The organism is Klebsiella sp. MS 92-3, assembly GCF_000195655.1.
GTDB lineage: Bacteria > Pseudomonadota > Gammaproteobacteria > Enterobacterales > Enterobacteriaceae > Klebsiella > Klebsiella pneumoniae.
Window position 1 is genome coordinate 1,906 of record NZ_GL882763.1, and the last position, 14,252, is coordinate 16,157.

Annotated in this window: 11 protein-coding genes; 8 read left to right on the forward strand and 3 right to left on the reverse strand. The window is 51.9% G+C overall.

Annotation, left to right across the window (positions count from 1 at the left end; translation table 11 throughout):
- Window positions 1–1,279 (forward strand): IS66-like element ISKpn24 family transposase (locus HMPREF9538_RS21330; RefSeq protein WP_009484293.1); only part of this gene is annotated, 1,279 nt, incomplete at its 5' end.
- A gap of 269 nt (window positions 1,280–1,548) precedes the next feature.
- On the opposite strand, the gene silE is transcribed toward HMPREF9538_RS21330, so the two are convergent.
- The 3 genes from silE to silR all read right to left on the reverse strand — a co-directional run bounded on the left by silE (window position 1,549) and on the right by silR (window position 4,379).
- Entirely contained in the window at window positions 1,549–1,980 is a 432-nt protein-coding gene (gene silE, locus HMPREF9538_RS0127050) for a silver-binding protein SilE (RefSeq protein WP_004178091.1), read from the reverse strand.
- Window positions 1,981–2,230: 250 nt separating this feature from the next.
- Entirely contained in the window at window positions 2,231–3,706 is a 1,476-nt protein-coding gene (gene silS / locus HMPREF9538_RS21325; RefSeq protein ID WP_003032875.1) for a copper/silver sensor histidine kinase SilS, read from the reverse strand.
- Window positions 3,699–4,379 carry a copper/silver response regulator transcription factor SilR gene (gene silR / locus HMPREF9538_RS21320; RefSeq protein ID WP_001572351.1) on the reverse strand — a complete coding sequence of 227 codons (681 nt, stop codon included), beginning with the start codon at window positions 4,377–4,379 and terminating at the stop codon, window positions 3,699–3,701. The genes silS and silR overlap by 8 nt, the downstream gene beginning before the upstream one ends.
- 189 nt (window positions 4,380–4,568) lie before the next feature.
- Between silR and silC the strand changes: the two genes are divergently transcribed.
- The 7 genes from silC to HMPREF9538_RS21285 all read left to right on the forward strand — a co-directional run bounded on the left by silC (window position 4,569) and on the right by HMPREF9538_RS21285 (window position 14,238).
- A complete protein-coding gene (gene silC / locus HMPREF9538_RS21315) occupies window positions 4,569–5,954 on the forward strand; it encodes a Cu(+)/Ag(+) efflux RND transporter outer membrane channel SilC (RefSeq protein ID WP_000475512.1) in 1,386 nt (461 codons plus the stop codon).
- A 28-nt stretch (window positions 5,955–5,982) separates the two neighbouring features.
- Entirely contained in the window at window positions 5,983–6,336 is a 354-nt protein-coding gene (gene cusF, locus HMPREF9538_RS21310) for a cation efflux system protein CusF (RefSeq protein ID WP_001246153.1), read from the forward strand.
- A 113-nt stretch (window positions 6,337–6,449) separates the two neighbouring features.
- Window positions 6,450–7,742: a Cu(+)/Ag(+) efflux RND transporter periplasmic adaptor subunit SilB gene (silB, locus tag HMPREF9538_RS21305; protein ID WP_004152079.1), complete on the forward strand. Its 1,293-nt coding sequence runs from the start codon at window positions 6,450–6,452 to the stop codon at window positions 7,740–7,742.
- Between the two features lie 10 nt (window positions 7,743–7,752).
- On the forward strand, window positions 7,753–10,899 hold the full coding sequence (gene silA / locus HMPREF9538_RS21300; protein WP_004098958.1) for a Cu(+)/Ag(+) efflux RND transporter permease subunit SilA: 3,147 nt from the start codon (window positions 7,753–7,755) through the stop codon (window positions 10,897–10,899).
- An 86-nt stretch (window positions 10,900–10,985) separates the two neighbouring features.
- Window positions 10,986–11,426 (forward strand): DUF411 domain-containing protein, encoded by a 441-nt coding sequence (locus tag HMPREF9538_RS21295; protein WP_000758228.1) that lies wholly within the window; start codon window positions 10,986–10,988, stop codon window positions 11,424–11,426.
- Window positions 11,427–11,552: 126 nt separating this feature from the next.
- Entirely contained in the window at window positions 11,553–14,000 is a 2,448-nt protein-coding gene (gene silP / locus HMPREF9538_RS21290; RefSeq protein ID WP_004098955.1) for an Ag(+)-translocating P-type ATPase SilP, read from the forward strand.
- Window positions 14,001–14,040: 40 nt separating this feature from the next.
- Window positions 14,041–14,238, forward strand: coding sequence for a DUF2933 domain-containing protein (locus HMPREF9538_RS21285; RefSeq protein ID WP_000843497.1), 198 nt, complete (start codon window positions 14,041–14,043; stop codon window positions 14,236–14,238).
- The last annotated feature ends 14 nt before the right edge of the window (window positions 14,239–14,252 follow it).

Here is a 14,252-nt window from a genome sequence, read left to right on the forward strand (position 1 = left end):
GCCCGTGCAGCGCCCGCTGCGGCAGACCCGTACCCGCAAACCGTTCCCTGAATCACTTCCCCGTGACGAAAAACGGCTGCTGCCGGCAGCGTCATGCTGCCCGGAATGTGGTGGTGCGCTGAGTTACCTGGGTGAAGATGCCGCCGAACAGCTGGAGCTGATGCGCAGCGCTTTCCGGGTTATCCGGACAGTACGTGAAAAGCATGCCTGTACTCAGTGCGATGCCATCGTGCAGGCCCCCGCGCCTTCACGGCCCATCGAGCGGGGTATCGCAGGACCGGGGCTGCTGGCCCGCGTGCTGAGTTCAAAGTATGCAGAGCACACCCCGCTGTACCGCCAGTCTGAAATATACGGCCGCCAGGGTGTGGAGCTGAGCCGCTCACTGCTGTCGGGCTGGGTGGATGCGTGTTGCCGGCTACTGTCACCGCTGGAAGGGGCGCTTCAGGACTATGTGCTGACTGACGGTAAGCTCCATGCTGATGACACGCCTGTCCCGGTGCTGTTGCCAGGTAATAAGAAAACGAAGACCGGGCGGTTGTGGACGTACGTTCGTGACGACCGTAACGCCGGGTCAGAGCTGGCGCCGGCAGTGTGGTTCGCTTACAGCCCGGACAGAAAAGGTATCCACCCGCAGAGCCATCTCGCTGGCTTCAGCGGTGTTCTGCAGGCGGATGCGTACGCCGGGTTCAACGAACTGTACCGCAATGGACAGATAACGGAAGCTGCCTGCTGGGCTCATGCCCGCCGCAAGATCCACGATGTGCACGTTCGCACCCCGTCAGCGCTGACGGAGGAAGCCCTGAAACGGATCGGTGAGTTATATGCCATCGAGGCGGAAATAAGGGGGATGCCGGCGAAGCGACGCCTTGCAGAACGTCAGCAAAAAGCTAAACCGCGGCTGAAATCCCTGGAAAGCTGGCTGCGTGAAAAGGTGAAAACGCTGTCGCGACACTCAGAACTGGCGAAAGCGTTCACGTACGTACTGAACCAGTGGCCGGCGCTGGCTTACTATACTGACGACGGCTGGGCCGAGGCAGATAACAACATAGCTGAGAATGCGCTACGGATGGTCAGCCTGGGCCGCAAAAACTACCTGTTCTTCGGTTCGGATCATGGAGGAGAGCGGGGAGCGCTGCTGTACAGCCTGATCGGGACATGCAAACTGAACGGAGTGGAGCCAGAAAGCTACCTCCGTTATGTCCTTGACGTCATTGCTGACTGGCCGATAAACCGGGTCAGCGAACTACTCCCCTGGCGCGTAGCACTGCCAACTGAATAACACATCCCCGTCAATACGGTTCTCGCTGCACGCTTACGAAAAATCCAACCAGAAGCAGCTTTTTGTCCGACTAAGAATCAAGGGTTAGAATGGATGAATTCCAACCCTAGAATGCAAATAGCCCATATAATAATTCCTTTCAGACAGGTACCGGTTAAGTGTAGCTGAGTCAGACAAAAAAGCCCCCTGACGGGGGGCAAAAATGTAGCAACGTTGTTTCAGGAAAATCTATCAGGGAAAAGGTAACAGCACGGATACTACCGTCGCATTCAGCCTGCATTGATCATGCGGCGGTGCGCTTCGGCCATGGCCTGATGTGGGCCGGATTGCCCGTTATTCATGAATTCATGAGCAACCGCTGCTCTTTCATGCTCATTCATCGCCGCGTAAGACGTTGACGGGACGGTCGTGGATACCGTGTTATTTCCCATCATCTTCTGATGACTTTCCACCATTTTCTGGTGAGCATCCGCCGAGCCGTTCGTCATGGTTTCATGAGCAATAATGGCCTGTTCATGCTGGTCCATACCGGTCATACGAGGAGCAGTCCCCTGGATCCCGACAGGAGCCTCAGCAGACTGCATCTGGTGAGCAGGAGCCTGTGCATTGTTGACGCGATCATGGATATTCACGGTTTCAGTGGCCCAGGCCGATGAAATTAAACCAAAGCCCAGCAAAGATGCTAATACGATATTTTTCATGATAACTCTCCATTTCTGAATTAGTGATGTCCGGGGAAGTACAACCGGTGTTTTCAGTTCCATAACTGAAACAAGTTCGGCAGCGTTTATTTCTCCGGAAGAGGGCTGGATATTCATTTCCTGGCGTACTCTGACGCCGGGTATTGATGAAGCAATCCAGCCTTCCTGATAAGTTGCACTAATTATATCGAATGGCTTCTGTTTGCTGCATGACAGGCTAATGACATCTTTGTCATTTACATCTTTATTTTCAGCATTGGGTTTCCGGGATCATTTTCTCCAGTCTGGGCACGGATAAGATAAAACGCGTGGAGCGTACGTCTGATTCCACCTGCACTCTTCCGTGATGTGCTTCCACGATTGACTTCACAATCGCAAGGCCGATGCCGCTGCCTTCTCCTTTTCGTTGTCTGGATGGATCCACCCGATAAAAACGGTCAAACAGCCTTGATAAATGTTCTTCAGGGATCGGTTTCCCCGGATTTTCAATCACAAGGTCAAAAAAGCTCTCCTGCTCTCTTATTGAGACGGTGATTGCCTGTCCCTCCGGGGTATAACGCAGGGCATTGGATAACAGATTATTGATCGCCCTTCTGAACATTTGTGGATCTCCCTCAACCAGGCAGGGCATCCCGTTAAATTTGAGCGTGATATTGCGTTCTTCGGCCCAGGCTTCGAAAAACTCGAAGACTTTCATGACTTCCGCTCTGAGGTCAAACATGACCCTGTCAGGTATCAGCTGATTATTATCTGCCTGTGCCAGGAACAGCATATCGCTGACCATTTTGGTCATCCGGTTATACTCTTCAAGACTGGAATAGAGGACATCCTCAAGTTCCCTCTGTGTTCGATCCTGACTCAGTGCGATTTCAGTCTGCGTCACCAGATTGGTGATGGGCGTTCTGATCTCATGCGCGATATCGGCAGAGAAATTGGCCTGGCGGGTAAAGACATCCTCAATCTTTCCAATCATATGATTGAACGAGATAACCAGTTGCTCCAGCTCAATGGGAACGCGTGTCGGTTCCAGTCGCGCATCAAGATTCTCGGAGGTGATGTTTTTAATGGCATTGCTGACATTACGAAGGGGCAGGTGCCCCTGACGGACAGCGATTCGAATGATCAGAACAATCAACAGGCTTATCACGACGGCAATCGCAATCAGGTTCTTTTTCAGCGCATCGAGGTAATGGAGATGGAAATTAATGGATAGGCCAGTCAGCATGACATAGTTCTGCTGTTTGCCCTGAAATATCGCCTGACCAGAGGAGGCGATAATCCTGTATGTTTCCATCTTCATTTCGGACCCGGTATCCATCGGTCCCGCAGGATCCTCCACCGTCCAGAGAAAGACATCCCGTGCGCGGCTGTGCTCGCTAAAATCTGCTGAATTCACTGCCGGGCGTAGTGCCGCCCCCTGAGCTGAGCTAAAGAGCACTTCACCCCTGGGATTGAGGAGCAAAAGGGCAACGTTGCGGTAGCTGGCAATTGATTCCTTTATTTTGCTTACTTTTTTTTCATCCGGATCTGCCGGGGACTGGAGTATACGGCTCAGTGTGGTGCTGATTTGTTGCAGATCGCTGACATCCTGCTCGGCAAAATGCTTTTCAACAGAATGCAGCATAAACCAGGTGAAGGCGATAAACGCCAGTATTGTGGACAGGCTGATAAAAAAGGTCAGCCGCAGAGCGAGTGAGAAAGGTCGTCTGGACGGTTTGCTATGCATCCGGGATCTCCAGCATGTAGCCCACGCCCCGCACTGTCTGGATCAGTTTTGTCCCGTAATCGTTGTCTATTTTAGCGCGGAGTCGCTTTACTGCGACATCAATCGCGTTAGTGTCGCTGTCAAAATTCATGTCCCAGACCTGAGAGGCAATCAGGGAGCGGGGAAGAACTTCTCCCTGATGGCGAATGAAGAATTCCAGCAAGCTGAACTCTTTACTGGTGAGCACAATGCGGTTCCCGGCGCGGCTGACTTTTCTGGATACGAGATCAACCGAGAGGTCAGCCACTTTAAGCTGGCTTTCCGTGATCATCGTGTTTCCCCGCCTGAGGAGGGTTCTTACCCGGGCGAGCAGTTCAGCAAACGCAAAGGGCTTCACCAGATAATCGTCCGCACCCAGCTCAAGTCCTTTGACCCTGTGTTCAATCGTGCCAAGGGCCGTCAGCAGTAATACCGGCATCCCCTTTCCGGCACTGCGCAGCATACGGATGATATCCCAGCCGTTTACATCAGGCAGCATGATATCCAGGATGACTAAATCATACTCGGCTGTCATGGCAAGATGATATCCGGTCAGACCATTATCAGCGTGATCCACGACGAACCCCGCCTCTGTCAGCCCCTTGCTGAGATATTCACCTGTTTTAATTTCGTCTTCAACGATTAATATTTTCATCATGCTCCCCGGCTGGCTGCTAATGTCATTTTATTGCGCCCACGATCGTTATCAACGGATTACAGCAAAAATGACAACATTGTCATTATCCTGTCACCCGGCAAACAGAGAGCGTTCGGTAAAGTATCCCTATCAATACTCTGGATTTCGTTTGAACCATTTACCAGGTCTGCCTGTACGAGAAGCGTTATGTTCAAATTAAAATTACTCAGCATCAGTACCATATTCATCCTGGCTGGTTGTGTTTCTCTGGCACCTGAATATCAGCGTCCGCCAGCTCCGGTTCCCCAGCAGTTTTCATTGTCTAAAAACAGTCTGACGCCTGCGGTAAACAGCTATCAGGATACGGGCTGGCGAAACTTTTTTGTCGATCCCCAGGTCAGCAGGCTGATCGGTGAAGCCCTGAATAATAACCGTGATTTGAGAATGGCTGCCCTGAAGGTTGAAGAGGCCCGGGCCCAGTTCAACGTCACGGATGCAGATCGTTATCCCCAACTGAATGCCTCATCCGGGATCACATACAACGGTGGTCTGAAAGGTGACAAGCCGACCACACAGGAGTACGACGCGGGTCTGGAGCTCAGCTATGAGCTCGATTTTTTTGGCAAACTTAAGAACATGAGTGAGGCTGATCGCCAGAACTACTTTGCCAGCGAAGAAGCCCGTCGTGCCGTACACATCCTGCTGGTCTCCAACGTTTCACAGAGCTATTTCAGCCAGCAACTGGCGTACGAACAACTCCGTATTGCGCGGGAAACGCTGAAAAATTATGAACAGTCCTATGCTTTCGTTGAGCAACAGCTCGTGACCGGGAGTACGAACGTTCTGGCACTTGAACAGGCGAGAGGACAAATCGAAAGTACCCGCGCCGAAATAGCCAAACGAGAAGGCGATCTGGCTCAGGCAAACAATGCCCTGCAACTGGTGCTGGGAACGTACCGCGCACTTCCGTCAGAAAAAGGGATGAAAGGCGGGGAGATCGCACCAGTAAAATTGCCACCAAATCTATCTTCACAAATTTTGCTGCAGCGACCGGATATTATGGAAGCGGAATATCAGCTGAAAGCGGCTGATGCCAATATTGGCGCAGCGCGAGCGGCCTTTTTCCCCTCCATTACCCTGACCAGTGGTCTTTCCGCAAGCAGTACGGAGCTGTCAAGCCTGTTTACGTCAGGAAGTGGAATGTGGAATTTTATCCCTAAAATTGAAATTCCTATTTTTAATGCTGGCAGGAATAAAGCCAATCTGAAGCTGGCTGAAATTCGCCAGCAACAATCGGTGGTTAATTACGAACAAAAAATTCAGTCAGCCTTTAAGGATGTTTCCGACACGCTTGCGCTGCGCGACAGTCTTAGCCAGCAACTTGAGTCACAGCAGCGTTATCTTGATTCACTTCAGATAACTCTCCAGCGTGCCAGAGGATTATATGCAAGTGGTGCTGTCAGTTACATCGAAGTGCTGGATGCAGAACGTTCCCTCTTCGCTACGCAGCAAACCATTCTCGATCTTACCTATTCCCGACAGGTTAACGAAATTAATCTGTTTACCGCGCTGGGTGGCGGTTGGGTAGAGTAAATTTATTTAATTAATCAGGAAATTAAAAATGCGTAATTCACTTAAAGCCGTTTTATTTGGTGCCTTCTCTGTCATGTTTTCTGCCGGTCTTCATGCTGAAACACATCAGCATGGCGATATGAATGCTGCCAGTGATGCTTCGGTACAGCAGGTTATCAAGGGCACCGGTGTCGTTAAAGACATTGATATGAATAGTAAAAAGATTACCATTTCGCACGAAGCAATCCCTGCTGTGGGCTGGCCTGCAATGACCATGCGCTTCACTTTTGTTAATGCAGACGACGCTATCAATGCCCTGAAAACCGGCAACCATGTCGATTTCTCGTTTATTCAGCAGGGCAATATCTCCTTACTCAAAAGCATTAACGTTACGCAATCCTGATTATCAGTCCGGAGCGAATACATCCAGTGCGCCTGAACATTCATTAAGGGATTACTGTGAATGAATGATCGGGCGCATATGCCAGGTGTTTTGATTTTTCAGCGAGAAATTGTATGGCTTCTTTAAAGATAAAATATGCTGCAATAATTATCAGCAGCCTCATAGCAGGGGGGCTGATATCGGTTACTGCCTGGCAGTATGTAAACTCATCACAAAAAACAGTACAAACCGAACAAAAGGCACCGGAGCGAAAGGTACTTTTCTGGTATGACCCGATGAAACCGGATACCAAATTTGATAAACCCGGAAAATCTCCCTTTATGGATATGGACCTGGTGCCGAAATATGCTGATGAAAGTGGCGATGAAAGCAGTGGCGGGATCCGTATCGATCCAACGCAGGTTCAGAATCTGGGATTAAAAACGCAAAAAGTCACGCGAGGAATGCTGAATTATTCCCAGACAATCCCGGCTAATGTCAGTTACAACGAGTATCAGTTTGTCATTGTGCAGGCGCGCTCTGACGGTTTCGTCGAAAAAGTGTATCCCCTGACGATTGGCGATCATGTGAAGAAAGGCACTCCGCTTATCGATATCACCATTCCTGAATGGGTTGAGGCACAAAGTGAGTTCCTGCTGTTATCCGGTACAGGCGGTACGTCAACCCAGATAAAAGGGGTTCTGGAGCGACTTCGTCTGGCTGGTATGCCGGAAGAGGATATTCAAAGGCTGCGTTCAACCCGCACAATCCAGACCCGTTTTACCATTAAAGCACCTATTGATGGTGTCATTACTGCGTTTGACCTGCGCACCGGCATGAATATTTCGAAAGATAAAGTAGTGGCTCAGATTCAGGGGATGGACCCGGTCTGGATCAGCGCTGCAGTGCCAGAATCTATCGCATATCTGCTGAAAGATACGTCGCAGTTTGAAATTTCGGTACCGGCTTATCCGGATAAAACATTCCATGTCGAAAAATGGAACATTCTTCCCAGCGTGGATCAGACAACCCGTACGCTTCAGGTCCGTCTCCAGGTTTCTAATAAGGATGAGTTTCTCAAGCCGGGCATGAATGCCTATCTGAAACTGAATACCAAGAGCCAGGAGATGCTGCTGATACCAAGCCAGGCCGTTATCGATACCGGCAAAGAACAGCGCGTGATTACTGTTGATGATGAAGGCAAGTTTGTGCCGAAACAGATCCACGTTCTGCATGAATCACAGCAACAGTCCGGCATCGGTTCCGGCCTGAATGAAGGCGATACCGTGGTGGTCAGTGGCCTGTTCCTCATTGACTCCGAAGCCAATATTACGGGCGCGCTGGAACGTATGCGCCACCCTGAAAAAACAGAAAGCAGTATGCCAGCAATGTCTGACCAGCCTGTAAATATGCATTCAGGGCACTGAGGAGACGACGATGATTGAATGGATTATCCGGCGCTCTGTCGCCAACCGTTTCCTGGTCATGATGGGGGCCCTGTTTCTCAGCATCTGGGGTACATGGACGATTATTAACACGCCGGTCGATGCCTTGCCTGACCTGTCAGATGTACAGGTCATTATCAAAACCAGCTATCCCGGCCAGGCCCCGCAGATTGTAGAAAACCAGGTCACCTATCCACTTACCACCACCATGCTGTCCGTACCTGGCGCAAAAACCGTGCGTGGTTTTTCACAGTTCGGGGATTCGTATGTGTATGTCATTTTTGAAGACGGCACCGATCTGTACTGGGCCCGTTCCCGCGTGCTGGAATATCTGAATCAGGTTCAGGGAAAACTGCCTGCCGGTGTGAGTTCTGAAATCGGTCCTGATGCCACGGGTGTGGGCTGGATTTTTGAATATGCCCTTGTCGATCGCAACGGAAAACACGACCTTTCAGAACTGCGCTCTCTGCAGGACTGGTTCCTGAAATTTGAGCTGAAAACCATCCCGAACGTGGCTGAGGTCGCTTCGGTTGGCGGCGTGGTGAAACAGTACCAGATTCAGGTCAATCCGGTAAAACTGTCCCAGTACGGTATCAGCCTGCCCGAAGTGAAACAGGCACTTGAATCGTCTAACCAGGAGGCCGGTGGCTCATCCGTTGAAATGGCCGAAGCGGAGTATATGGTCCGTGCCAGCGGTTATCTTCAGAGCATTGATGATTTTAATAACATCGTCCTGAAAACAGGTGAGAACGGCGTGCCGGTTTATCTGCGGGATGTTGCCCGCGTGCAGACCGGGCCCGAAATGAGGCGTGGTATTGCCGAGCTGAACGGCCAGGGAGAAGTCGCTGGCGGCGTGGTGATCCTGCGGTCGGGTAAAAATGCGCGCGACGTTATCACGGCAGTGAGGGATAAACTGGAGACGCTGAAGGCCAGCCTGCCGGAAGGCGTTGAAATCGTGACCACCTACGATCGCAGCCAGTTAATCGACCGGGCGATTGATAACCTCAGTTACAAGCTTCTTGAAGAGTTTATCGTTGTTGCTGTCGTTTGCGCACTGTTCCTCTGGCATGTCCGTTCTGCCCTGGTGGCGATTATTTCTCTGCCACTTGGCCTGTGTATCGCCTTTATCGTCATGCACTTCCAGGGACTGAACGCCAATATCATGTCGCTGGGAGGGATAGCGATTGCCGTCGGTGCGATGGTGGATGCCGCCATTGTGATGATTGAAAATGCGCACAAACGGCTTGAGGAGTGGGATCATCAGCATCCGGGTGAGCAGATTGACAACGCCACCCGCTGGAAGGTGATTACCGACGCCTCCGTGGAAGTGGGACCCGCGTTGTTCATTAGCCTGCTGATCATCACCCTGTCCTTTATTCCTATCTTTACCCTGGAAGGGCAGGAAGGTCGTCTGTTTGGCCCGCTGGCATTCACGAAAACGTACTCCATGGCGGGAGCGGCCGCACTGGCCATCATCGTCATTCCTATTCTGATGGGATTCTGGATCCGGGGGAAAATTCCTGCCGAGACAAGTAACCCCCTGAACCGGGTGCTGATCAAAGCGTATCATCCTTTGCTGCTGCGGGTCCTCCACTGGCCAAAAACAACCCTGCTGGTTGCGGCCTTGTCCATTTTCACGGTTATCTGGCCACTGAGTCAGGTGGGCGGTGAATTTCTGCCGAAGATTAACGAGGGCGATCTGCTGTATATGCCGTCGACCTTGCCTGGCGTCTCTCCGGCAGAAGCTGCAGCGCTCCTGCAGACAACAGACAAGTTAATCAAAAGCGTTCCTGAAGTGGCTTCTGTATTTGGCAAGACCGGTAAAGCAGAGACCGCAACGGATTCCGCGCCGCTCGAAATGGTGGAAACCACGATCCAGCTCAAACCTGAGGATCAGTGGCGTCCCGGCATGACAATTGACAAGATTATTGATGAACTCGACAGGACAGTCCGTTTACCGGGTCTGGCAAACCTCTGGGTGCCGCCTATCCGTAACCGTATTGATATGCTCTCAACCGGGATCAAAAGCCCGATAGGTATCAAAGTGTCCGGGACTGTTCTGTCCGATATCGACGCGACGGCGCAGAGTATCGAGGCGGTAGCCAAAACCGTGCCTGGCGTGGTGTCTGTCCTGGCTGAGCGACTTGAGGGCGGGCGCTACATCGATATCGATATCAACCGGGAGAAAGCTTCCCGGTACGGGATGACTGTGGGCGACGTCCAGCTGTTCGTCTCTTCAGCAATCGGTGGGGCTATGGTGGGTGAGACGGTTGAAGGCGTGGCCCGGTACCCTATTAACATTCGCTATCCGCAGGATTACCGTAACAGTCCGCAGGCGTTGAGAGAGATGCCAATCCTGACCCCAATGAAGCAGCAAATTACGCTGGGCGATGTTGCCGATATTAAGGTCGTTTCCGGACCAACCATGCTGAAAACCGAAAATGCCCGGCCAGCCAGCTGGATTTATGTTGATGCCCGCGGCAGGGACATGGTGTCGGTGGTGAACGATATTAAGACGGCCATCAGTGAGAAAGTGAAACTGAGACCGGGGACCAGTGTGGCATTCTCAGGACAGTTTGAATTACTCGAGCACGCCAATAAGAAATTAAAACTGATGGTACCGATGACGGTGATGATCATCTTCATCCTGTTATATCTGGCATTCCGCCGGGCTGATGAGGCCTTACTTATTCTGATGAGCCTGCCGTTTGCCCTGGTTGGCGGGATATGGTTCCTGTACTGGCAGGGCTTCCATATGTCAGTGGCGACCGGAACCGGGTTTATCGCCCTGGCCGGGGTGGCAGCAGAGTTTGGCGTGGTCATGCTGATGTATCTGCGTCATGCCATTGAAGCGCACCCGGAATTGTCCCGTAAAGAGACGTTCACACCGGAAGGCCTTGATGAAGCCCTCTATCATGGTGCCGTACTGCGTGTCCGGCCGAAAGCCATGACCGTGGCGGTGATCATTGCGGGTCTGCTGCCAATACTCTGGGGAACCGGTGCAGGTTCAGAAGTCATGAGCCGTATCGCGGCACCCATGATTGGTGGGATGATCACGGCTCCGCTGCTGTCCCTGTTCATTATTCCTGCCGCCTACAAATTAATCTGGCTGCGCAGACATAAAAAAAGCGTGTCCTGAACCTGAAAGGGCACCCCCTGTGGGTGTCCTTCTTTACTGATTCACCCTGACGTCAGGGTTTATATCGATAATATACAGAGGTGAGTATGAAAAAAGTGGTTCTAATGGCGCTGGCTCTCGGCCTTTCACTACCCGCGATGGCGAGTGAAAAAGTGATTGATATGTACAAATCTGAAAACTGTGGCTGTTGTTCCCTGTGGGGCAAAGCGATGGAAAAAGACGGGTTTGAAGTACGAACTCACGTCATGAATGATCAGGCGCTGTCAGCCCTGAAAGAAAAGCATGCTATTCCTGCAGGACTACGAAGTTGTCATACCGCGGTTGCCGGTAATTTGATCATTGAAGGCCATGTGCCTGCGACAACGATACATAAGGCAATGCAGTCTGGTTCGGGTATATACGGTCTCGCCACCCCCGGTATGCCAGCAGGAAGTCCTGGAATGGAGATGGGAGCCCGAAAAGAGGCTTACGATGTTATCGCATTCTCACCGGATGGAAGTAAAAAAGTCTTCCAGCGAATCGAATAGTCAGCGGAACGGCTGATAACGGGACGCCGGTAGCAGGCACTCCTGTGCCGGCGATATTCGTGGTAATCGCATCCATGACATACCCTGAAGACAGAAGATGCTTCGGTATGCATAAGGAGAGTTACTGTGAAAAATGACAATGCAGTGCAACACAACAACCAGACTGCTTCTGAGCAGACATTATCCCCGGACGAGGGCCACGTATTGCATAAGGTGAGAGATCCCGTGTGCGGGATGGCCATCCTGCCCGACAGGGCGCACAGCAGCATTCGATACCAGGACCACCAACTTTATTTCTGCTCCGCCAGCTGTGAGAGTAAATTTAAAGCCCATCCCGATCGTTATCTTACCGAAGATGCCAGTGAACATTCCCATCACCATCACCACGATCATCACGAAGTCAGCCCTGATCAGATAAAACAGCCTCACAACCAGGCGGAAAAAGAGAATTCTGAAGGTGTGTGGACATGTCCGATGCACCCGGAGATACGCCGCAGTGGTCCCGGAAGCTGTCCTGTCTGTGGAATGGCACTGGAGCCGCTCGTAGCTACGGCATCCACGGGGCCGAGTGATGAACTTCACGACATGACAAGACGCTTCTGGCTGGGGTTGTTGCTGGCGTTTCCGGTTCTGGTACTCGAAATGGGATCTCATCTGTTTCCCGACTTGAGGAATACAGTACCGCCACAGTACAACACATGGCTGCAGTTGCTTCTGGCCTCCCCTGTCGTGTTGTGGTGTGGCTGGCCATTCTTCGCCCGGGCCGGAATGTCGTTACGTAACCGCTCCCTGAATATGTTTACCCTTGTTGCAATGGGGACCGGCGTAGCCTGGGTTTACAGCGTCATTGCAACCGTCTTCCCCTCCTGGTTTCCTGCATCGTTCAGAAACATGGATGGCCTGGTGGCCGTTTATTTTGAAGCCGCAGCAGTTATTACGGTGCTTGTTCTGCTGGGACAGGTTCTTGAGCTGCGGGCACGGGAACAAACCTCAGGCGCCATTACTGCGCTTCTGAACCTTGCCCCCAAAACCGCCAGACGGCTGGATCATGACGGTCATGAAACGGATATTAATGCGGAAGATGTCCTGCCTGGCGATAAGCTCCGCATCAGACCTGGAGAGAGTATTCCGGTCGACGGTATCGTGATCGAAGGCAAAACAACCGTTGATGAATCGATGGTGACCGGGGAGTCTATGCCGGTTACCAAAACGAAGGGTGACCCTGTCATTGGGGGGACGATTAATCAGACAGGTAGTCTTATCATCCGTGCAGAGAAAGTCGGTGATGAAACGATGCTCTCACGAATTGTTCAGATGGTCGCTGATGCACAGCGTTCGCGTGCCCCCATCCAGAGAATGGCAGACAGCGTTTCAGGCTGGTTTGTTCCTCTGGTGATACTTATCGCGGTTGTTGCTTTCTTGATCTGGTCTGTCTGGGGGCCCGAGCCCAGGATGGCGCACGGTCTCATTGCGGCTGTGTCGGTCCTGATTATTGCCTGTCCCTGCGCGCTGGGACTGGCCACGCCGATGTCGATAATGGTGGGGGTGGGCAAAGGCGCCCAGGCCGGGGTGTTAATCAAGAATGCCGAAGCCCTTGAGCGTCTTGAAAAAGTGGACACGCTGGTTGTCGACAAAACAGGCACGCTCACGGAAGGTTCGCCTACGGTGACAGGGATTATCAGTCTCAGTCCGGGTGGGGAAATATCTCTTTTACGTGTAACAGCTGCAGTGGAAAAAGGTTCGCAGCATCCGTTGGGTATGGCTGTTGTCAGAGCCGCGCATGAAAAGGGGATCGTGATACCTGCCGTCAGTAATTTCAATGCCCCGTCGGGGAAAGGTGTCTCAGGCGATGTCGAAGGTCAACGGGTTGTTATTGGTAATGAACTGGCTATGCAGGAAAACAGTATCGTTATTGATAATCAAAAGGCCGTTGCGGATACGTTGCGGATGGAAGGCGCTACCGTTATCTATGTGGCCACAGACGGGAACCTTGCAGGCCTGATAGCTATCTCGGATCCCGTGAAAGCAACCACGCCGGATGCGCTTAAAGCTTTGCGTCAGGCGGGGATCCGCATTGTTATGCTCACCGGGGATAACCAGCTTACTGCTGAAGCAGTCGCACGGAAACTGGGAATAGATGAGGTTGAAGCCGGGATTCTGCCGGATGGCAAAAAAGCAGTGATAACCCGACTGAAAGCGTCTGGCCATGTGGTTGCGATGGCCGGAGACGGTGTGAATGATGCCCCGGCGCTGGCAGCGGCTGACGTGGGTATAGCCATGGGAACGGGTACAGATGTGGCAATAGAAAGTGCTGGCGTTACCCTTCTCAAAGGCGATTTGATGATACTCAACAGGGCCCGTCATCTGTCAGAAATCACCATGAAAAATATCCGGCAGAATCTGTTTTTTGCGTTTATCTACAATGCTCTTGGGGTGCCTGTAGCTGCAGGTCTGCTTTATCCTGTGTATGGAATACTGCTGTCGCCAGTTATTGCGGCGGCGGCTATGGCCCTTTCCTCCGTTAGCGTCATTGCAAATGCGTTGCGTCTGAAAAGTGTCAGGCTCGGGAAATAACCCTGAATGAAGGGTCTGTTACTAACAGAAGGAGTCCGGTATGAAAAGTACCACCTATGCGCTTATTGCTGTCGCCGCGATTGCGGCATTTGCCCTCCTGCGCGAACACTGGTCACATGTGGCAGGTTACTGGCCATATCTGTTATTGCTGGTCTGCCCGCTAATGCATCTTTTCCACGGCCACGGAGGGCATGGAGATCATCAACATCAAGGAAGTGAAAACGATAAAAAAAATTAATCCGGCAGACGGGG